This window comes from Altererythrobacter sp. KTW20L, assembly GCF_023501975.1.
Taxonomy (GTDB): domain Bacteria; phylum Pseudomonadota; class Alphaproteobacteria; order Sphingomonadales; family Sphingomonadaceae; genus Alteraurantiacibacter.
Window position 1 is genome coordinate 177878 of sequence record NZ_JAMFLH010000004.1, and the last position, 18550, is coordinate 196427.

Below are 18550 nucleotides of genomic sequence, written 5' to 3' on the forward strand. Positions count from 1 at the left end.
ATTGCGGCTTTCATCATCGCCATGCGTATTCTCCCTTTCCGGAGCCCGCGGCAAACGTGGTGCGCTAGATCGAACTTCCGACGGCAGGAGTGCGCGACCCTTCCGATGCGAGTCTGTGCCCATTTGCCAAATGGAAAGATGTACCCGGCAGAGCAAAAAGAATGCCCAGGCCGGAAGCCAGCAATCCGGCTTTCCATCCCACAGTGGTAAAATCGAACCAGCTGGCTACGCCAGACACACAAGCTATCCCTAGCACGAAAGCGGCCGCGGCGCACACGACCAGCCTGGAAGAGAGGTTCTTCAGGCCGCTGAGAACAGCGAGCGTCGCGGACAGGGCTGAGAGCAGGACGAAGAACGCCAGCGTTCGCGCTTCACCGACGCTCGCTCCATCGCCAAGAGCAGAGATGAATTGCCAGCCGACGCCGATAGCAACCGCCAGGCCCGTGATAATGATTGCAGCAACCTGGTATGCGCTGAAAAGCCCTCCAGCTCGCGCGACGCCTTTCATGGCGGCGGGTCCGGGTTTCTGCTGGAAGCCAAGAATTGCTGCCGGATGGATGAAAAGTTCCAGCACAACGATGTGGATCGGCAGGTAAAGCAGGGGGAAGTCGAGCAGCGGAACCGCCGCCGCCGTTGTCACCAGGGGAATATGCACGATCAGCAGGAACGCGAAGCTTCGGCGGAGATTGGCGAACAGCTGGCGTCCCTCGGCGATAGCCTTGATGATCGTAGCGAAGTTGTCGTCCATCAGCACGATCGCGGCAACTTCGCGCGCGCTCTGCGTGCCCCTCAACCCCATGGCAATGCCGATATCGGCCGCCTTGAGCGCAGGCACATCGTTCACGCCGTCCCCAGTCACAGCCGTGACCGTTCCGTCCTCTCGCATGGCCTCGACCAGCTTGGCCTTCTGGGACGGGGATGCCCGGGCGATCACATCCAGCGCGCCGAGGAACGAGCGCTCCCCGCCGTCGATGCGCTGCTCCAGTTCGTCGCCCGACATTATAGACGGGTTCGTGGCCAATCCCGCTTCGCGGGCGATCGCTGCGGCTGTGCGAGGGTGATCTCCTGTGACCATGACAACGCGGATTCCGGCGCCATGGGCGATCACAACGGCTTCGCGGACACCTTTGCGAACCGGATCAGAAATCCCGATCAGACCGGCAAAGTTGAAGCTGTCAGAAGGTTCAAGATCGCCTTTCGGTGCAGGTCTGAACGCACATCCAATGACCTTCTGGCCGCTCGCCGAAAGTTCCGATAGCACCTTATCGAATTGCGCGAGCTGTGCGGGCGAGAGATCGCACAGAACGGCAATCGTTTCAGGGGCACCCTTAGCGACCGCGAGCGTTTCGGATCCCCCTTCCCAGATCGCCACCTCCTTCCTGCGCGCTTCGGTAAAAGGAAAGTTGCGGACAAGCGTCCATCCGGAAGGTGCGAACGGGGCTGCGGCCCTGAGCGCCTCGTCGAGCGGATCGTGGGATGCTTCGCGCGCAGCCATAGCGCCCAATTCCAGCAGGCGTTCATCGCTCGTGTCCCCAGCCCCTCGCAGCTCCTGCAAGAGCAGCCGACCCTCCGTGATCGTGCCGGTCTTGTCGCTGCAGATCACCCCGACCCGGCCGATATTCTCCACTGCCACGGCGCGGCGTACCAGAGCCTTGCTTTTGGCAAGGCGGAAGGCCCCGACGCCAAGAAAGAAGGTCAGTGCCACCGGAAATTCTTCGGGAATGGCGGCGACTGCCAGGACCGCGGCGCTAAGGAATGCGTCAATCAGGCCATGTCCCTGGTAGAGACGGATCCCGGCGAGCAAGAGGCAGATCGCAACCGCGACAAGCAGGAGCAGGCGAACGAGCCCTGCCACGGCGAGTTGAAGCGGCGTCCGCTCGTCGCGCGTCCCGGTCGCCGCCGCGACGATCTCGCCATAAAGGCATTCTCGTCCCGTAAAGAGCAGCCGCACCTGCGCCGCCCCGGTCAGAAGGCGGGTGCCGGCAAAGACCCAGTTTTCCTCGACCGGGACGGGCTCGCCAGGCGACACAGGACGCTTGGCAACCGGGTACGCTTCCCCGGTCAGCGAGGATTCGTCCACCTGCAGGTCATCGCCCGCCGCGATTACGCCGTCCGCCGGAAACGCCTCGCCGGCAGTGACCAACACCAGATCACCCGCGACCAATTCATCTGCGGCGACAGCCCGCTTGCCGGAGCGACGGATCACGACCGCCCGTGTGGCCAGAGCACTTCTGAGGCCCTTGAGCGACGCTTCGGTCCGCCGGTGGAGGTAGAAATCCATCCCGACGAGCGGCACCAGGGCAAGCATCAGGACAGCGGCATCTGACAACTCGCCCAGGCCGGCAAACACGAGGCTCGTGACCAGCAGAAACCAGAGCATCGGATCGCGCGCGGTATCGCCGGCCAACTGGCGCGCCGACCTCGCCTGATATTCGGCGATGACGTTGTTGCCGAAACGCTCGCGCAGCGAGCTGGCTTCAGAATCAGTGATTCCTTCCAGGTCCCCGGCGCGCAGCAGTGCTTCGCGTTCCGGCGGAACCTTGCGCTTCATGTTTGTCGCCCGGGCACCGGCGTTATTCCCGCACGACCATCACCGAGCACTTTGCATGACGGACGACGCGCGAGGCGTTGGCCCCCAGCAGATAGTCCTTCATTTCCGGTCGGTGCGACGACAGCACAAACAGATCGGCCCCAAAGGTTTCGCCAGCCTCGATCAGTCCGGCATAGACGGAGCCACTTCTGACAATTCCCTCGACATCCCTGCCAGGGGCGTGATCGCGCGCGACCTTCATCAGCTTGATCCGCGCGTCCTCCATGATCGCGCGGACTGACGATACCGACCATTGCGCCTGCAACATCAGCACCCTGTCGGGCACAACATAGGCAAGCGCGAGCTTGGCTCCAAAGCAGTCTGCGAGGGCAAGAGCCGTGGAAATGGGCTTTTGCCAGGAACTGGGTTCATCCAGATCCACGGCGACTAAAATCCTTGAATACACCGGGCTCTCCTTCTCGATTGCCGCGCTATCTTTGGTGGCTGTTCCCGTCGCGGAAAACGCTGGTCAGCCACTTACTAAACGACCGTCCCCACGAGCGAACCGATCCCTGCGGTAACAGCCATCGCAGCGGCTCCCCAGAAGGTTACCCGGAGGACAGCCTTTGTGACTTGTGCACCGCCAGCTCTGGCGCCGATCGCGCCCAGGCCAGCAAGAAACACCAGCGAGGCAAGCGCGACGCCGCCGGTAAGCAGCCGCCCGAGAGGAAGCACGCTGGCAACCAGCAGAGGAAGCGCCGCACCAAGCGTGAAGGTGGCCGCTGAGGTCAGAGCGGCCTGAATGGGCCGAGCCGTCGTGACGTGGGTTATACTGAGTTCGTCGCGTGCATGCGCGTCCAGTGCGTCGTGCTCCATCATCTGCCGGGCAACTTCATCTGCCGTCGCTTTCGCCACGCCGCGTCGCTGGTAGGTTCCGGAGAGTTCGTCGAGCTCCGCCTCGGGAGACGATGCGAGTTCTGCTCGCTCCCGCGTCAGATCGGCTGCTTCGGTATCCGCCTGCGAGCTAACCGAGACATATTCCCCGGCGGCCATTGACATTGCCCCGGCGACCAGTCCGGCCACGCCGGCTAGCATGATCTCGCTGCGGCCCTGAGAGGCGGCGGCAACGCCGAGGATGAGGCTCGCGGTCGATACGATCCCGTCGTTCGCACCGAGAACGGCCGCGCGCAACCACCCGATCCGCTCGACCAGGTGAAGCTCGGGATGGACGTTGCGCATGGCAGACTTCCTCTTTTTCAACTGCTGCACGCTTATCTCACCCTTGGCAGCTTCTGTCGCGGAACTTCTCGTGACCCAAAGACAGACAGTGGAACTTTCTCGCGATAGAAATCAGACTCACTGTGAGTTGAACAAGCAGAAGAGCTACCTGCCAGTCACTTTCAAATAATTGAGTGTGATCAAAAGAACAGGTCCGCAAATAATAAGCACGCGCTTACAAGGCTCCGGATAAGCGTCTCTCCAATGGCGACAACTCAAGACCGCGGTCACTTTCGACTGGCTCACCGTCGAAAGGAAAATCACATGACACCGACAATACCGAAGCGGTCCCGATGGGACCCGATGGTCAAGCTGACGCACTGGTCCATCGTCGCAGCCGTATTGGCCAACGCCGTCCTTACCGAGGAAGGGTCGAGTGCCCATGTCTGGGTTGGCTACGCGCTCGCCGCCATTCTGGGGCTGCGCCTTCTGTGGGGCGTGATCGGTCCGGCCGAGGCTCGCTTCACCGCGTTCTTGCCCAGTGTTAGTCGTGCGCGAGCGCACCTCCGCGAAATCAGGGCTGGTGGTCGCCTGATCAGGTGCGCGGGATCCGGCGTTCTTATGTTGACCCGCAACAGATTGTTATGGCAATCGGCGAGCGGCTGCGGGACGGGCTGTAAACCGTACTGTAAACTTTTTTCGAGCAGTTTTAGAAAACCTCGAAAAATCAGCACCTTGCGGGTGTAGCTCAATGGTAGAGCAGCAGCTTCCCAAGCTGACGACGGGGGTTCGATTCCCCTCACCCGCTCCACCCGCAATTGCTGAGTCCACTTCTTAGGCAGGTGCTGTCGCAGGCTCGCGGTCGTGGCGGCGGCCGATGGCGAAGCCAAGGGCCGCCCATATGCCGGCCACAGCCATGCCCGCAAAGCCCACCACGCTGAGCGAGGCGACCGCGACGATGCCGGTATAGGCCCAGCCCGACACCAGGTCCCCGCCGCGATAGACCAGCGTGTCGATGGCGTTCTTGGCCTTGTATTTGGTTTCGGTGTCTAGCGGGGCGAACAGCATCTCGCGGCCCGGGCGGACCAGGGCATATTCGCCCACCCGCCGCACGATCATCACGAAGGCGAGCACGGGGAAAGTGGCCGCCATGGCGAGCAGGCCGAAGCCGAACATCATGGTGGCCGGCACCGCCACCAGCAGCACGGTCACCCCCAGCCGCTTGGCCAGCCGCCCGGTGAAGAACAGCTGGATGCCGATGGTGAGCGATTGCACCGCTACATCGAGCGCGGCGAAGACCTGGGTCTGCTGCGCGCGGTCGGGGAAAGTCGCTTCCACGATGCGGGCCTGCTCGAAATAGAGAAAGGTCGTGGCTGTGGTCAGCAGCATGACGAAGCCGGATATGGCCAGCAGGTAGGGCGAACGCGCGATTAGCGACAGGCCCGCCCAGACCGAACCGCCCATGCGATCCGGCGGCGCCGCATCCAGCCGCGGTCCCTGCCGTTCACGCCAGGCCAGCAGGCGGCGCACGAAGACCAGCGTTACCATCAGTAGTGCCGTGGAGATCATCAGCAGGCCGGGCTCGCCCACATGGGCCACCAGCAGGCCCGACAGCAATGGCCCGGTCAGGCCCCCCAGGCTTGCTCCGGCGGCGATCTGGCCGAACAGGCGATGGCCCCGGTCACGCTCGAACAGGTCGGCCATCAGGCTCCAGGCGATCGAGATGACGAACAGGTTCATCACCGACAGCCAGATGTAGAAGCCGCGCGCGATCCACACGTTGTCCGGGTCGCGCCACAGGCTGAAGGCGAACAGGCACATCACCATGGCGGACAGGCTGTAGAGGATCGGCAGCAACTGGCGGCGCGGCATGCGCGAGGCGACCCAGCCGTAGAGCGGCACGACGACCAGCGTGGCCACGAAGGTTCCGGTCCACAGCCACTGGATATTGTCCACCCCGCCGGCGATGGCGAAAGTCTCGCGCACCGGACGGAGCATGAAATAGCTGGCGAACAGGAAGAAAAACAGGCCGAAGCCGTGGGCCACGGCCGGCACTTCCTCCGGTTCGGCAACGATCAGGCGGGCGAGCCCCCGGGGTGCACCTGCACCGCCGAGGGTCGCGCCGTCAGAGGCTGTCAATGAACTGTTCCATCCTCGTGCGCAGGGCGGCATCGGGCAGGGTGCCGCGTGCCGCGCCAAGGTTGTCGTCCACGTAATGCGGCTTGTCGGTGCCGGGGATGGCGATGGGGCGGGCAGGGTGCGAGATGATGTATTTCAGGAACACCTGCGCCCAGGTCTCCGCGCCGATCTCGCGCGCCCAATCGGGCAGGTCCATGCCTTCGGTGGCCGAGAACAGCCGCCCGCGGCCGAACGGCAGGTTGATCATCACCGCCATGCCCCGCTCGGCGGCGAGCGGCAGGATGCGGTCGGCGGCGCTGCGGTTGTCGAGCGCATAGTCCACCTGGATGCAGTCGAGCTCCTCGCGCTCCATCACGGCTGCGAATTCATCGTACTGCGGCTTGAACGATGTGGTGATGCCCACGGCGCCGATCCGGCCCGCCGCCTTGGCATCGCGCAGCAGGGCAAGCTGGTTATCGAGATCGCGCAGGTTGTGCACCGCCATCAGGTCGATGAAATCGGTCTGCAGCAGTTCGAACGAGCGTTCGAGCTGGGCGCGGCCTTCCTCGGCATTGGAAGCGCCCACCTTGCTGGCGAGGTAGAAGCTGTCGCGCGTGCCGGTCTCGGCCATCAGGCGGCCCATCACTTCCTCGGCCCGGCCATAGGACGGCGCGGTGTCGATCACCCTGCCGCCAAGGTCCGCCATGCGCTGGATCGTGGCGCGCAGCGGAGCATAGTCCTCCTCGGTTTGCGGGTTCTCGTAATTGCGGGCCGTGCCCATGCCGACCAGCGGCACTTCACCGGCCGGAACCAGCGGGCGGGTGTTGTAGCCCGCCTGGGCAAAAACGGCGCTTCCCGGCAACAGGCCTGCTCCGGCAGTCAACAACGGGGCGGCGGCAATGCCAGCCAGAATGTCCCGACGATCAAATGTGCGCATGGTCGCTCCCTCGGCAAGAGTTAACCCCTCGCGCGGAAGACTAACACCGGAAGCCGAGCAGACCAGTCACATTTTATCGCAACTGTTGCCTAGCGATCCCTCGTGCCGCTGGGTCAATTGGCCCGCGCGGGATCAAAATGCGCCTCGCGTCAGTTGGCAGGGTATTCCATCCAGTCGAGGTTTCCTTGCCCCTTTCAATCGAACACGAATGGCAGCAGGTGGCGCTCTACGCCGTCGCGGCCGCTGTCCTCCTGATCGTGCTGTTCAACCTGCCCTTTGTCGGGCGGGCGTTCCGTGCGCTGTTTTCGGTGGGGTTGCTGGCGCTTGGCCTGTTCTTCCTGTTCCAGCATGCCCAGTTCGACCCAACCATGTCGCGGCTGGCCGGCGGGCTGGGGCTCGACCGGCAGCAGGTGGTGGGCGACGAGGTGCGCATCCCCATGTCGCGCGACGGCCATTTCTGGGCGATGGCGAGGATTAACGGGGTGGAGCGGCGGATGCTGGTGGACAGCGGGGCGACCGTGACCGCCCTGTCGCAACAAACCGCCGACGAAGCGCAGGTGGCCGCAGGCACCACACTGGTCCCGGTGATCCTGCAGACCGCCAATGGCGCGGTGCGGGCCGAGACCGGCACGGTCGATAACCTGACGCTGGGCGGAATCGAGGCGCGCGACCTCAACGTGGTGATCTCTCCTGCGCTGGGCGGGTTCGACGTGCTGGGGATGAATTTCCTGTCGCAGCTCGATTCTTGGCGGGTGGAACGAGGCACGCTGATCCTCGTCCCTCAGCCAAGGGAGGAGAATCCAGCCGATGACGGATGAAGTGAAAAGCCGCGACGACCTGCTCGCGCTGTGTATCGAGGATCTTGCCGAAGGTGCGCGCCTGGTGACCGGTCGCTTACCGCAAATCGCGGAAAAGGCGGGGGACGATCTTAGGGACCTGCTGCACCGCATTGCCGAGGGGCACGGACGCGAGGTGGACATCTTCACGCATGCCGGAATGAGGACCAGCGGCCCCGCCAACATCTGGATGCGCGGCATTCTCGACGACGCGCAGCGCGACAGCGAGACACTGCCCGAAGGGCCCCTGCGCGATATCGCGCTGGTTGGCGCGGTGCGCAAGCTGATGGCAGCCGACCTTGCCTCGCTGGAAACCGCGCTGGCGCTCGCCCGGCAACTCGGGCTGCGTGACCAGACCGAAACACTGACGGCGATGCATGCTGCGGCGCGCGGGTTCGATGGCGAACTGGCGGACCTGCTTGGATCATCCACCAGCAGACAGGGCGCGTCCTGACCCTAGGCCGCAAATGCGCGCTTGTTTGGAACCAACGCCGGTTCCGGGCTTTGGAGTTCCATGGGTGCCAGCCACGGGCGGGTGCCTGCCGCGCGCCACCGAGACCGGCTCAGTTACAGGGGAAAGACCTTGGCCATCGCCAACCGACCGGCCCGCCGCAGCGGGCATCTTGCATCTGTCGCCATTCCGCTGGCGGGCTTGCTTGCGCTCTTCCTGGGCGCGTTCCTGAGTGACTGGGCCTATTACCGGACCGAGCATATCCAGTGGATCAACTTTGCCGCCTGGCTCAATGCCGGGGCCATGGTGCTGACCGGCATCGCCCTGGCGACCAGCATTATTGCGGCCGTGTTCAGCCGCAGATCTTGGCGCGGTTGGTGGCTGGTCGTGGCGCTGGTGGCCGCGACCTTCGTGCTCGGCCTGTTCGGCGCCTTTGTTCATGCGCGCGATGCCTTTGCCACCATGCCTGACGGGCTGGTGCTGTCGCTGCTGACACTGGCTGTGGCCATTGCCGCCAACTGGGCGGCCTTCAGTCGCGGCTTTCGGGGAGACTGGCGATGAAACTGGCGATGAAGCGGATTGTTCTGAGCTCGATTGCATCGCTGGCTTTGGCAGCCTGCGGCAGTGGTGCCGACGAAGTGCAGCAGACTGGCGCGGTGGCCGAAATGCCCGACCCAGATCGCGGCCTGTTGCCCAGCATGAATGTGGCCGATCCCACCGGCTGGGGCGACCGCCGCCCGCGTGTTCCCGAAGGCTTCACCGTCACCGCCATTGCCACCGACATGGCGATCCCGCGGCAGAGCATCGTGCTGCCCAACGGCGATATCCTGGTTGCGGAAGGCATGGGCGGGGGCGCCCCTGCGCTGCGCCCGAAAGACATCATTGCCAGCTATATCAAGAGCCAGGGCACCAGTTCGGTGGAAGGCGGCGACCGGCTGACCCTGCTGCGCGATGCCGATGGCGACGGGACTTACGAAACGCGCAGCATCTTTGCGGCAGATCTCAACGCGCCTTATGGCCTGGCACTGATCGACGACCGGCTGTTCGTGGCCAACCAGGATGCCATCGTGGTGTTCGATTACCAGCCCGGCCAGACCGTGGCGAGCGGTCCGCCGCGCCGACTGGCCCCGCTGCCGTCCGAAGTGAACCACCACTGGACCAAGGCGATGACTGCCAGTGCCGACGGGCAGTATCTCTATGTCGGGATCGGATCGAACAGCAATATCGGCGAGCGCGGCATGGCGATCGAGGAAGAGCGCGCCATGGTTTGGCAGGTCGATGTCGCTACCGGCGCGCACCGGCGCTATGCCACCGGCCTGCGCAATCCCACCGCCCTGGCCATCCAGCCCGGCACCGGCCAGTTGTGGGCCGTGGTCAACGAGCGCGACGAGATGGGTCCGGACGTGCCGCCCGATTACCTCACCTCGGTGCGCGCGGGCGGGTTCTATGGCTGGCCCTATGCCTATTGGGGTACCTATCCCGACCGCCGGGTGCGTCCGTTCAAGGAGGATATGGTCGCCCGCTCCATCCGCCCCGATTACTCGCTGGGTGCGCATGTGGCCGCACTGGGAGTCGATTTCTCCTCCACTGCCATGGGCGCGGGCTATGCCGAGGGCGTGTTCGTCGGGATGCATGGCAGCTGGAACCGCAAGGTGCCGGTGGGCTACAAGGTGGTCTTCGTGCCGTTCCGCAATGGCCGCCCGGCGGGCGATCCGGTGGACTTCGTGACCGGCTTTCATGTCGATGGCGAAACCTATGGCCGACCAGTGGGCGTGACAGTGGACCCGGCAGGCGCACTGATCGTGGCCGATGACCTGTCGAACACGGTGTGGCGGATTACCCGCAATGCGCCGCCCAACTTGGCGCCATCTCCGGCCGAAATGGGATGAGGGCGGCCGCAGTCAGCCAATGGCTGCCCTACTGCGGTGTCGCACCCGCTCCGCACGAATGGCTCGGCCGGTGGAATGTCGATCTGGTGATGTGGGCGGTGATGGGCGCGATAACCGCCTGGTGGTGGCGCATGGCCGATGGCGCGGCGGGCCGTCGGCGCACGGTGGGCGCGGCACTGCTGGCTGCACTGCTGTTCGTATCGCCGTTCTGTGCGCTAAGCTCCGCGCTGTTCTCTGCAAGGGTGGCGCACCATGTGCTGCTGGCTGCGGTGCTGGCCCCCATGCTGGTCTTTGCCCTGCCTGCCTTGCGCACGCGGCTGCCCGGCGGGCTGGCGCTGTGGACCGGAGTGCAGACCGTGGTGTTCTGGCTGTGGCATGCGCCCGATGCCTATAGCGCGGCCCTGTCGTCCGACGCGATGTACTGGGCCATGCAGCTGACGATCCTGGGCTCCGCCATCGGGTTCTGGGCCGCGCTGCGCGAGGCGCGGGTGGTCCCGGCGATTGCCGCCCTGCTCGCCAGCACGGTTCTGATGGGCCTGCTCGGCGCGCTCATCACCTTTGCCGGGGTGCCGATGTATGCGCCGCACTATATCACCACGGCCGCCTGGGGTATGAGCCCGCTGGAGGACCAGCAGCTGGCGGGCCTGATCATGTGGGTGCCGTCCGCCGCGCTCTACCTGGCGGCAGCACTGTGGCTGGGCCACCACGAATTGTCGCGGGCCGACGGACGGGTGGCTGTGTGATCGGTCGGCTGCAAGAGTGGGGCAACAGCTATACCCGGCGCGGGCGCTTCTCGCCGGTCGGGATTGCCTTTCACTGGATAATGGCCGCGCTGATCCTGTTCCAGATGGGCTGGGGGTTCTGGACCGATTTCATGATGCCCGGCGGCGACAAGCTGCGCGCCTACGAGATCCACAGCGCTGCGGGCCTACCGATCCTGCTGCTGGCGATCGCGCGCCTGGGCTGGCGCGCCATGGTGACCGATCCCTACAACGATGCCGACAGCCAGGGATTCCAGACGAAGATCGCCCATGCCACGGCGATCATCTTCTACATTACCTTTTTCACATTGCCGCTGTCGGGCTGGGCCATGTGGTCGGCCGTCGCCCCGCCCGGGCCGCTGTACCTGGGCGGAGTGCTGACCTGGCCGCAAATGCCGCTCGACACCCTGTCCCCGGTCATGCGGATGGCCGTGCTCGACATCGCCGAAGACGTGCACACGGCTTCGGTCATCGTGCTGTGCGTGCTTGTTCCGGCACATGTAGCGGCAGCGCTGAAACACCACTTCGTGGATCACCACGATGTGCTGAGCGGGATGCTGCCGGAGATCGAGGATCGTCCGGGACACCCGCCAGTGCCGCCGCATAAGCCGACAGTTCCCCGCTTTCCGAAGGGGTCAGAAGCTGGCTGATCCGCATCATCACGTCGCCGGGATCGTTGCGCCTGCGGGCGTATCGCCAGTCGTCCAGCTGCTGCGCCAGATAGGTCGGCGGCTGCATGCCAAGCGGCGGGTTACCGGGACCCGCGCCTTCGCCCTGGGTGCCATGACAAGCGGCGCAGGCGGGCAATCCGCGCGCGGGATCGCCACTGTGGTAAAGGTCGAGCCGCTCCACTCCCGCAACTATGCGGGCCTCGACCGGCATCTGGGCATAGTGCGCCGCCACGGCGCCGCGTTCGGCAGCATCCAGCCGTCCGGCGATCCACGCCATCTGCGCATGCTGGCGGCGGCCATCGGCATAGGCGGCAAGCTGGCGTTCAAGGTATCCGGCATCGAGCCCGGCAAGGCGCGGCGCGCCGACTCCGTCGCCCAGCCCATCGAGCCCGTGGCAGGTGAAGCAGGCATTGGCCGCGCCCGCATCGGCGCCCGACATGGCGATCAATTCGCCACTGGCGGCAAAGCGATCGGCCGAAGTGGTTTCCACCGCCGCGCAGCCGCCCAGCAGGCCACCTGTCATCAGGGCACAGGCGAGGGGAGCAATGGCGCGCATGGTGCCATAACCCGCCCACGCGCAGACTTGTTCCGCCTCGTGCTTGCCGCCATGCTGCTGCTGCCTGTCACGGCCTGTCAGGGTGAGCCCGAGAACCGCCGCGAAATGCCGCTGGCCGATGCCGGCAATGGCCGCGAGGAAGCTATCGCCGCCGGGTGCGGCGCGTGCCATGCGATCCCCGGCATCGCCTGGCCCCAGGGCACTGTCGGCCCGCCGCTCGACAACATGGAGGCGCGCGGATTGATCGGCGGGCAACTGCCCAACCGGCCCGATGTGCTGGCCGCCTATATCCGCGATGCGCCCTCGCTGGTGCCGGGAACGGGCATGCCGGCCATGCCGATTACCCCTGAACAGGCGCGCGACATCGCCGCCTATCTCTACCAGGCAGGAGCCCGCTGATGTTCGAAGGATGGCCGCCCCCGGTGTTCGATCCCGCAGGGCCCTATGCCTATGCGGTGAGCACGCTGGGCTGGATCCTCATCGCCATGGCCGTGACCGTGACGCTGGTCGTGGTGGCAACGCTGTGGCTGGCGCTGTTCGGCAGGCGGTCCACGCAATTGAAGATCGGCGGCAAGAAGGCCATCTGGCTGGGCGGAATCATCTTCCCGCTGGTCGTGTTGACCGCGCTGCTGATCTACGGCCTCACCCTGACCCGCCACCTGTCCGACCCGATCCAGGGGGACGAGCTGCGCGTGCGGATTACCGGCGAGATGTGGTGGTGGCGGGTGGCCTATCTCGATGATGGCGGGCAGGCCTTGTGGCACGATGCCAATGAACTGCACATCCCGGTGGGCGAGCCGGTAGTGCTGGAGCTGGAATCGGCCGATGTGATCCATAGTTTCTGGGTGCCGCGCCTGTCGGGCAAGCTCGACATGATCCCCGGTCGCCGCAACCTGATGCGCATCCAGGCCGATGTGCCGGGCACCTATGGCGGGCAATGCGCCGAATATTGCGGCGGTCCGCACGCCCTGATGGGCTTTGCCGTGATCGCCCACGAGCCTGCGCAGTTCGCCGCGCTGATGGAGGCGCGGGCGGCGCGCGAGGTGGCTGCTGTGCCACCTGACGAGAGCGATGGCGCGCTGCTGTTCGATGTCGCCGGTTGCGCCGCCTGCCACCGCATCGCCGGGACCACGGCCAATGGCCTGGCCGGGCCGGACCTCACCCACATGGGCAGCCGCCGCACGCTGGGGGCGGGCATCCTGCCGAACAATCGCGGCACGCTGATGGGCTGGATCGGCGACAGCCAGGCGCTCAAGCCCAACAACCGCATGCCGCCCTATGCCAACCTGACCGCCGACCAGTTGCAGGCCCTGGCGATCTATCTGGAGGCCCAGCGGTGAAGTCCGAAACGGGGTTCGACCACGCGCTATACGACCGGTTCCCCACCGCCGAGGCCCGCCCGCAAAGCGAGGTGGAGGAGCTGAAGCACATCTGGGCCGCACCCAAGGGGTGGGGGCGGCTGACCATCGTCAACAACAACTTCGTGGGCGTGTGGTATGTCGCCGCCGCCTTCCTGTTCTTCCTGCTGGCGGGCGTGCTGGCGCTGGTGATGCGGGCGCAGCTGTCGCTGCCGATGCTGGGTGTGCTGCCACAGGAAACCTACAACCAGTTCTTCACCATGCACGGCACAATCATGATGTTCCTGTTCGCGGTGCCGATGATGGAAGCACTGGGCGTGATGCTGCTGCCGCAGATGCTGGGGGCGCGCGACCTGCCGTTCCCGCGGCTGTCGGCCTATGCCTTCTGGGCCTATTTCATCGGCGGACTGGCGTTCTTTTGCTCGCTGTTCTTCGGCCTTGCCCCCGATGGCGGCTGGTTCATGTATCCGCCGTTGACCAGCACGACCTATTCGCCCGGCATCAATGCCGATTTCTGGCTGCTGGGGATCGGCTTTATCGAGATCAGCGCCATCGCCGGGGCCATCGAGATCCTCGTCGGCATCCTCAAGACCCGCGCCCCCGGCATGACCCTGGCGCGGATGCCGCTGTTTGCCTGGGCCATGCTGGTCTTTGCCGCGATGATCCTGATCGCCTTTCCCTCGGTGATCCTGGCCACCCTGCTGCTGGAGCTGGAACGCGCGCTCAACTGGCCGTTCTTCGATGCCACACGCGGCGGCGATCCGATGCTGTGGCAGCACCTGTTCTGGTTCTTCGGCCACCCCGAAGTCTATATCATCTTCCTGCCCGCCGCGGGCCTTGTCTCGATGATGGTGGCGAGCCTGGCGAAGACCGAACTGGTGGGCTACCAGCTGATCGTGCTGGCCATGGTGGCCACCGGTTTCATCAGCTTCGGCGTCTGGGCGCACCACATGTTCACCACTGGCATGCCGCGATTGTCGATCGCGGTATTCTCTGCGGCCAGCATGGCGGTGAGTATTCCGGCGGGTATCCAGGTGTTCAGCTGGATCGCCACGCTGGCGACCGGGAAACCCAGCGCCAACACGCCTACTCTGTTCGTGATCGGCGGCCTGGTGACGTTTGTCATGGGCGGACTGACGGGCGTGATGGTGGCCATGGTGCCGTTCGACTGGCAGGCGCACGATACGCACTTCATCGTGGCCCACCTGCATTACGTGCTGATTGGCGGGGCGGTGTTTCCGCTGATTGCGGCGTTCTATTACTGGTTCGGCATGTCGAGCGACCGCCGCCTGTCGGAGAAGCTGGGTCGCTGGGTGTTCGGGCTGATGTTTGCGGGGATGCACATCACCTTCCTGCCGATGCACCTGACTGGCCTGATGGGTATGCCGCGCCGGGTCTATACCTACCTGCCGGGGATGGAGTGGGAATGGACCAACCTGATTTCGACGGTCGGCGCCTTCATCATGGGCGCAGGCGTAGTGCTGCTGTTGTATGACTTGGCGCGCAATTTCCGCTTCACAGTCGAAGGCGGGGTAGGCAACACTTATGGCGGCGGCACGCTGGAATGGTTGCCGACCGGAATCTACTCCGCCCGCTCGATACCGGTGGTGCGCAGCCGCCATCCCTTGTGGGACAATCCCGACCTGGCCAGGGAAGTGGAGGAAGGACGCCACTTCCTGCCCTATGCCCCCACCGGGCGACGCGAGACGCTGATAACCAGCCCCCTGCAGGCCGAACCGCAGTACCTCGCCATCATCATGGGCCCCAGCGTCTGGCCGCTGCTGGCCGCGGCTTTTACCGCCGGGGTATTCCTGCTGCTGACGGTGCAAGCCTATATCCCGTCGCTGATCTGCCTGCCGCTGGCGATACTGTGCATCATGCGCTGGCTGTGGGACACCGACCGCAAGGTGGGGATGGACCTGGTCGATGTGGGGGCAGGCGTGACCCTGCCCACATACGTCACCGGCCCCAGCACCCACGGCTGGTGGGCCATGGTCTGCGTGCTGGTGGTGGCGGGGATGATCTTCACCATGGCGGTGTTCGGCTACCTGTTCACCATGGGCGTCCACCCGCAGTTCTGGACCGCGCCGCAGGGCCGGTGGTGGGCCGTGCCGGTGGTTGCGCTCTATGCCGGGGCGGCGGCACTGGTGTTCTATGGCAACCGGCTGATGGCGCGCGAGAAATCGGCCAGCGTGTGGAGCCCGACGGCGGCCATGCTGTTTGCCGCCGGGCTGGTGGCAACGGCGCTGACGACGGACTGGTTCTCGTGGCAGACCGAAGGGCTTGATCCGCAACTGACAGTGCAGGGCGCCTTCAGCCACGCCCTGCTGGCTTTGCAGGGGCAGCTGGTGGCCGTGGTGGTGCTGATGGCGATCTATCTGGCGGCCCGTACCGCCCGCGGCCTCGTCACCCGGCCGCGCAATACCACGTTCGACCTGCTCACCCTGTTCTTCCTCTATGCCTGTGCGCAAGGATCCATCACTGCGATGCTTATCCGTCTGGTGCCTGCCTGACATGCGGCGCTGGCTCACCTTCCTTGGCGGTCTGGTGCTGTGGGCGGCGCACTTCGTGGCGGTCTATGGCATCGCCAGTGTCTGGCCGGGGCAGGCGCTGGCCGGATGGCTGGTGCTGGCGGTAACGCTGGCGGCGCTGGCGCTCGATCTGTGGCTGGCGAGGCGCGCGCTGGCCTGGCGGGCGCGGGCGCAGGATGAATTCGACCGCTGGCTCGCCGGGCTTGCCGTGATGGGCTATGCTCTGGCCTTCGTGGCCATGCTTTACCAGGCCCCTGCCGCGCTATAGTCCACAGCGGCCATGCCCGCCTTTTTCCTCTCGTTCCTCGCCTGCCTGCTGCTGGTTGCCGCCGGGCGTGACCAGGTGCGCGTGGCGCGGCTGTCCGCGGCCTTGGGGCCGGGAGCAGGGCTGCTGGTGGCGATCTGGCTGAGCGCCATTGCCGCGAGCATGTCGGCAGCATGGGCGGCAACTCTGCTCGCTCCGCTGTTGCCGCCCGCAGCGCGGCAGATGTTCGTGGCGCTGGTGCTGGGGCTGGCGGCACTGGAGCTGGTCCTGCGCCGGGCGCCGCCTGCTCCGGCCGAGCCGACTCGCTCGACCGGTGCGATCCTGCTGGTGCTTGTGGCCGCGCAAGTGACCGACAGTGCGCGGCTCGTGGTGCTGGCCATGGCGCTGACCGGCAACATGTGGCTGGCAGCAGCGGGCGGCGCGCTGGGCAGCGGGGTGGCACTGACACTCGCCGCAATGGCCGGGCGCGAGTGGGAGGCGCGCGTGCCCCTGGGTCCCGTGGCACTGGGCCTTGCCGGCCTCCTGCTCGTGGGTGCGGCAGTAATCGGACTTTCCGCGCGCGGCCTGACTGGTTGATCGCTTGAGACGATCAGTCTGGGCACAAGGTTGCGTGAAACTTTCGCCCCCCTTCGCGGTTATAGGCAATGAACCAGACGGAAAGGGACACGTATCATGGCCGATAAGGGCGACAACTCCAGGACCGCGCTGATCGACGGGCTCAACGGCCTGCTGGCCGATCACATGGCGCTCTATTTCAAGACCAAGAATTTCCACTGGCACGTGACCGGCGGCCGCTTCCGCGAGCTGCACCTGCTGTTCGACGAACAGGCGACCGCGATCTTCGCCCAGGTGGACCTGATTGCCGAGCGGGTGCGCAAGAACGGCGCAAAGACGCTCACCTCGATCGGCTCGGTCGCCAAGGCCACCAGTGTCGCCGACCAAGACAGCAATTCTCTGGGGGCCGACAAGATGATCGCCGAACTGCGCGATGACAACGCCGCGCTGGTCGCCAGCCTGAAGGCGCTGAAGGAACATGCCACCGGCGCGGGCGACAATGCCACCGAAGGCCTGATCGACGGCTGGACCGACATGGCCGAGGAACGGGTGTGGTTCCTTTCCAGCCTGCTTGACTAGCCACACCTCATCAACCCCCCGCGCGCCTGCTCCCCCCCCTCGCGGGCGCGCAAACGGAGGCCGCCGGAAGCCATCGCGCTCCGGCGGCCTTTGCTTTAAGGCGATGGCATGACTGACGTGACGATCATCGAAGATGCGACCGACGCGGCGATTGCCGACTGGCTCGAGGCGCAACTGGCCGATGCCCTGGCGCACAGCGACGGGACCGTGGCCCTGTGCCTGCCGGGCGGCTCCACGCCCTTTCCGATCCTCGGCCAGCTGGCAAAGCGGGATCTGGCATGGGACCGGATCGTGGTCCTGCCGGGCGATGACCGGCTGGTGCCGGAAGATCACTCGGCCAGCAACACCGGCAAGCTGCGCACCCTGCTCGAACCGCTAGGCGTGGATGTCTGCGCGCTGGCGGAAGGCACAGAGCCGCCGCATTTCGCCATCACCTGGCTCGGCATGGGGGCAGATGGCCACGTGGCAAGCCTGTTTCCCAACACCGATCCGCAGGCGGACGATCCGCAGTCTGTCCGCCGCCTCACGCCCGATCCGCTGCCGCCCGAAGCGCCGTTCGACCGTATTACCCTGACCATCCCCGCACTGCTGGATAGCGATGCGGTGATGCTGGTGATCCGCGGGGCGGACAAGCGCGCGGTGTTCGATGCGGCAGTGCGGGGCGAGCATGATCTCCCCGTGGCGCGGCTGCTGGCGGCGGCGAGCCAGCCGGTGACATGCTTCACCTGATCCCGGCTTCGCTCCACCGCCTGCTCTACCGCTGGGCGCACCGGGCGCGGAAGAGGTGGCTGCGGTTGCGCGGCGGCCATGTGCGGGGATGTTCGATCATCGCCCGCGATGGGGATGGCAGGGTGCTGCTGGTGCGCCATTCCTATGGCTCGGGCCTGTGGAGCCTGCCGGGCGGCGGGCTTGGCCGCAGCGAGGATCCGCTGGCCGGTGCTTACCGCGAATTTGCCGAGGAACTGGGTTGCGCGCTGGTGGACCTGCGACTTGTGGCCACGCTGGACGAAACCTACCACGGCGCGCGTCACGAGGCCCATGTGGTTACCGGCCAGGTCGATGGCACGCCCCGACCCGATATGCGCGAGATCGTGGACGCGCGGTTCTTTGCAGCGGACGCCCTGCCGCAGGACAAGGTACGGGTGGTGGCGGAGCGGCTGGCCTTGTTTCAATTGCAAATAGGCAAAGGCCCGTTCGTGTCGAGCGAAGTCGAGACACCACCGCGCGGCATCTCGACTTCGGACCTTCAGGTCCGAAGTTCATCCTGAGCGAAGCCGAAGGGCTCGATGCGAACG

The 18550-nt window shown here is 65.5% G+C and carries 20 protein-coding genes, 1 tRNA gene and 1 pseudogene; 16 read left to right on the plus strand and 6 right to left on the minus strand.

Annotation, left to right across the window (positions count from 1 at the left end):
• Window positions 1-64: 64 nt before the first annotated feature.
• From M3P36_RS05305 to M3P36_RS05315, 3 genes are all read right to left on the minus strand, one after another.
• Window positions 65-2551 carry a cation-translocating P-type ATPase gene (locus tag M3P36_RS05305; protein ID WP_249702208.1) on the minus strand — a complete coding sequence of 829 codons (2487 nt, stop codon included), beginning with the start codon at window positions 2549-2551 and terminating at the stop codon, window positions 65-67.
• A 22-nt stretch (window positions 2552-2573) separates the two neighbouring features.
• The gene (locus M3P36_RS05310) at window positions 2574-2996 is read right to left on the minus strand and encodes a universal stress protein (RefSeq protein ID WP_349630541.1); all 423 of its coding nucleotides are present in this window, start codon (window positions 2994-2996) and stop codon (window positions 2574-2576) included.
• A 74-nt stretch (window positions 2997-3070) separates the two neighbouring features.
• Window positions 3071-3769 carry a VIT1/CCC1 transporter family protein gene (locus M3P36_RS05315; RefSeq protein WP_249702210.1) on the minus strand — a complete coding sequence of 233 codons (699 nt, stop codon included), beginning with the start codon at window positions 3767-3769 and terminating at the stop codon, window positions 3071-3073.
• Window positions 3770-4111: 342 nt separating this feature from the next.
• On the opposite strand from M3P36_RS05315, the gene M3P36_RS05320 reads away from it, so the two are divergent.
• Together M3P36_RS05320 and M3P36_RS05325 are read left to right on the plus strand one after the other, a co-directional pair.
• The gene (locus tag M3P36_RS05320; protein ID WP_249702211.1) at window positions 4112-4495 is read left to right on the plus strand and encodes a cytochrome b/b6 domain-containing protein; all 384 of its coding nucleotides are present in this window, start codon (window positions 4112-4114) and stop codon (window positions 4493-4495) included.
• Window positions 4486-4559, plus strand: a tRNA-Gly gene (locus tag M3P36_RS05325). Before M3P36_RS05320 ends, M3P36_RS05325 begins: the two co-directional genes overlap by 10 nt.
• Window positions 4560-4582: 23 nt before the next feature.
• Here the strand turns inward: M3P36_RS05325 and M3P36_RS05330 are convergent.
• Together M3P36_RS05330 and M3P36_RS05335 are read right to left on the minus strand one after the other, a co-directional pair.
• Window positions 4583-5887: an NTP/NDP exchange transporter gene (locus M3P36_RS05330; protein ID WP_249702212.1), complete on the minus strand. Its 1305-nt coding sequence runs from the start codon at window positions 5885-5887 to the stop codon at window positions 4583-4585.
• Window positions 5874-6803, minus strand: a complete 930-nt coding sequence (locus M3P36_RS05335) for an aldo/keto reductase (protein ID WP_249702213.1) — start codon at window positions 6801-6803, stop codon at window positions 5874-5876. Before M3P36_RS05335 ends, M3P36_RS05330 begins: the two co-directional genes overlap by 14 nt.
• Window positions 6804-6988: 185 nt before the next feature.
• Here M3P36_RS05335 and M3P36_RS05340 point away from each other — a divergent pair, with 185 nt between their 5' ends.
• The 6 genes from M3P36_RS05340 (at window position 6989) to M3P36_RS05365 (ending at window position 11390) form a co-directional block, all read left to right on the plus strand.
• Window positions 6989-7621, plus strand: coding sequence for a retropepsin-like aspartic protease family protein (locus tag M3P36_RS05340; protein ID WP_249702214.1), 633 nt, complete (start codon window positions 6989-6991; stop codon window positions 7619-7621).
• The gene (locus M3P36_RS05345; RefSeq protein ID WP_249702215.1) at window positions 7611-8093 is read left to right on the plus strand and encodes a DUF892 family protein; all 483 of its coding nucleotides are present in this window, start codon (window positions 7611-7613) and stop codon (window positions 8091-8093) included. The genes M3P36_RS05340 and M3P36_RS05345 overlap by 11 nt, the downstream gene beginning before the upstream one ends.
• A 129-nt stretch (window positions 8094-8222) precedes the next feature.
• Window positions 8223-8651, plus strand: coding sequence for a hypothetical protein (locus tag M3P36_RS05350; protein WP_249702216.1), 429 nt, complete (start codon window positions 8223-8225; stop codon window positions 8649-8651).
• Between the two features lie 8 nt (window positions 8652-8659).
• Window positions 8660-9979 carry a PQQ-dependent sugar dehydrogenase gene (locus M3P36_RS05355; protein ID WP_502798362.1) on the plus strand — a complete coding sequence of 440 codons (1320 nt, stop codon included), beginning with the start codon at window positions 8660-8662 and terminating at the stop codon, window positions 9977-9979.
• Window positions 9976-10722 (plus strand): cytochrome c oxidase assembly protein, encoded by a 747-nt coding sequence (locus tag M3P36_RS05360; RefSeq protein WP_249702218.1) that lies wholly within the window; start codon window positions 9976-9978, stop codon window positions 10720-10722. Before M3P36_RS05355 ends, M3P36_RS05360 begins: the two co-directional genes overlap by 4 nt.
• Window positions 10719-11390: a cytochrome b gene (locus M3P36_RS05365; protein ID WP_349630542.1), complete on the plus strand. Its 672-nt coding sequence runs from the start codon at window positions 10719-10721 to the stop codon at window positions 11388-11390. The genes M3P36_RS05360 and M3P36_RS05365 overlap by 4 nt, the downstream gene beginning before the upstream one ends.
• 349 nt (window positions 11391-11739) lie before the next feature.
• Here the strand turns inward: M3P36_RS05365 and M3P36_RS15305 are convergent.
• Window positions 11740-12138, minus strand: a pseudogene (locus M3P36_RS15305) (hypothetical protein); the annotation flags it as partial.
• Here M3P36_RS15305 and M3P36_RS15310 point away from each other — a divergent pair.
• From M3P36_RS15310 to M3P36_RS05405, 8 genes are all read left to right on the plus strand, one after another.
• Window positions 12073-12366 (plus strand): c-type cytochrome, encoded by a 294-nt coding sequence (locus tag M3P36_RS15310; protein ID WP_502798360.1) that lies wholly within the window; start codon window positions 12073-12075, stop codon window positions 12364-12366. The pseudogene M3P36_RS15305 and the gene M3P36_RS15310 overlap by 66 nt on opposite strands.
• A complete protein-coding gene (gene coxB / locus M3P36_RS05375) occupies window positions 12366-13307 on the plus strand; it encodes a cytochrome c oxidase subunit II (RefSeq protein WP_249702221.1) in 942 nt (313 codons plus the stop codon). Before M3P36_RS15310 ends, coxB begins: the two co-directional genes overlap by 1 nt.
• The gene (locus M3P36_RS05380; protein WP_249702222.1) at window positions 13304-15838 is read left to right on the plus strand and encodes a cbb3-type cytochrome c oxidase subunit I; all 2535 of its coding nucleotides are present in this window, start codon (window positions 13304-13306) and stop codon (window positions 15836-15838) included. The genes coxB and M3P36_RS05380 overlap by 4 nt, the downstream gene beginning before the upstream one ends.
• A 1-nt stretch (window position 15839) precedes the next feature.
• A complete protein-coding gene (locus tag M3P36_RS05385; protein WP_249702223.1) occupies window positions 15840-16124 on the plus strand; it encodes a hypothetical protein in 285 nt (94 codons plus the stop codon).
• A gap of 12 nt (window positions 16125-16136) precedes the next feature.
• Window positions 16137-16697, plus strand: coding sequence for a hypothetical protein (locus tag M3P36_RS05390; RefSeq protein WP_249702224.1), 561 nt, complete (start codon window positions 16137-16139; stop codon window positions 16695-16697).
• Between the two features lie 96 nt (window positions 16698-16793).
• Window positions 16794-17255, plus strand: coding sequence for a Dps family protein (locus M3P36_RS05395; protein WP_249702225.1), 462 nt, complete (start codon window positions 16794-16796; stop codon window positions 17253-17255).
• Window positions 17256-17363: 108 nt separating this feature from the next.
• On the plus strand, window positions 17364-17984 hold the full coding sequence (locus M3P36_RS05400; RefSeq protein ID WP_249702226.1) for a 6-phosphogluconolactonase: 621 nt from the start codon (window positions 17364-17366) through the stop codon (window positions 17982-17984).
• The gene (locus tag M3P36_RS05405) at window positions 17972-18523 is read left to right on the plus strand and encodes an NUDIX hydrolase (RefSeq protein WP_249702227.1); all 552 of its coding nucleotides are present in this window, start codon (window positions 17972-17974) and stop codon (window positions 18521-18523) included. Before M3P36_RS05400 ends, M3P36_RS05405 begins: the two co-directional genes overlap by 13 nt.
• The last annotated feature ends 27 nt before the right edge of the window (window positions 18524-18550 follow it).

Excerpts from the sequence above, each read along its gene's own strand:
- M3P36_RS05400 (WP_249702226.1), top strand. The coding sequence starts at position 17,364 with ATGACTGACGTGACGATCATCGAAGATGCGACCGACGCGGCGATTGCC.
- M3P36_RS05355 (WP_502798362.1), top strand. The coding sequence starts at position 8,660 with ATGAAGCGGATTGTTCTGAGCTCGATTGCATCGCTGGCTTTGGCAGCC.
- M3P36_RS05360 (WP_249702218.1), top strand. The coding sequence starts at position 9,976 with ATGAGGGCGGCCGCAGTCAGCCAATGGCTGCCCTACTGCGGTGTCGCA.
- M3P36_RS05390 (WP_249702224.1), top strand. The coding sequence starts at position 16,137 with ATGCCCGCCTTTTTCCTCTCGTTCCTCGCCTGCCTGCTGCTGGTTGCC.
- M3P36_RS05385 (WP_249702223.1), top strand. The coding sequence starts at position 15,840 with ATGCGGCGCTGGCTCACCTTCCTTGGCGGTCTGGTGCTGTGGGCGGCG.
- M3P36_RS05315 (WP_249702210.1), bottom strand. The coding sequence starts at position 3,769 with ATGCGCAACGTCCATCCCGAGCTTCACCTGGTCGAGCGGATCGGGTGG.
- M3P36_RS05305 (WP_249702208.1), bottom strand. The coding sequence starts at position 2,551 with ATGAAGCGCAAGGTTCCGCCGGAACGCGAAGCACTGCTGCGCGCCGGG.
- coxB (WP_249702221.1), top strand. The coding sequence starts at position 12,366 with ATGTTCGAAGGATGGCCGCCCCCGGTGTTCGATCCCGCAGGGCCCTAT.
- M3P36_RS05345 (WP_249702215.1), top strand. The coding sequence starts at position 7,611 with ATGACGGATGAAGTGAAAAGCCGCGACGACCTGCTCGCGCTGTGTATC.
- M3P36_RS05395 (WP_249702225.1), top strand. The coding sequence starts at position 16,794 with ATGGCCGATAAGGGCGACAACTCCAGGACCGCGCTGATCGACGGGCTC.
- M3P36_RS15310 (WP_502798360.1), top strand. The coding sequence starts at position 12,073 with ATGCCGCTGGCCGATGCCGGCAATGGCCGCGAGGAAGCTATCGCCGCC.
- M3P36_RS05405 (WP_249702227.1), top strand. The coding sequence starts at position 17,972 with ATGCTTCACCTGATCCCGGCTTCGCTCCACCGCCTGCTCTACCGCTGG.
- M3P36_RS05335 (WP_249702213.1), bottom strand. The coding sequence starts at position 6,803 with ATGCGCACATTTGATCGTCGGGACATTCTGGCTGGCATTGCCGCCGCC.
- M3P36_RS05320 (WP_249702211.1), top strand. The coding sequence starts at position 4,112 with ATGGTCAAGCTGACGCACTGGTCCATCGTCGCAGCCGTATTGGCCAAC.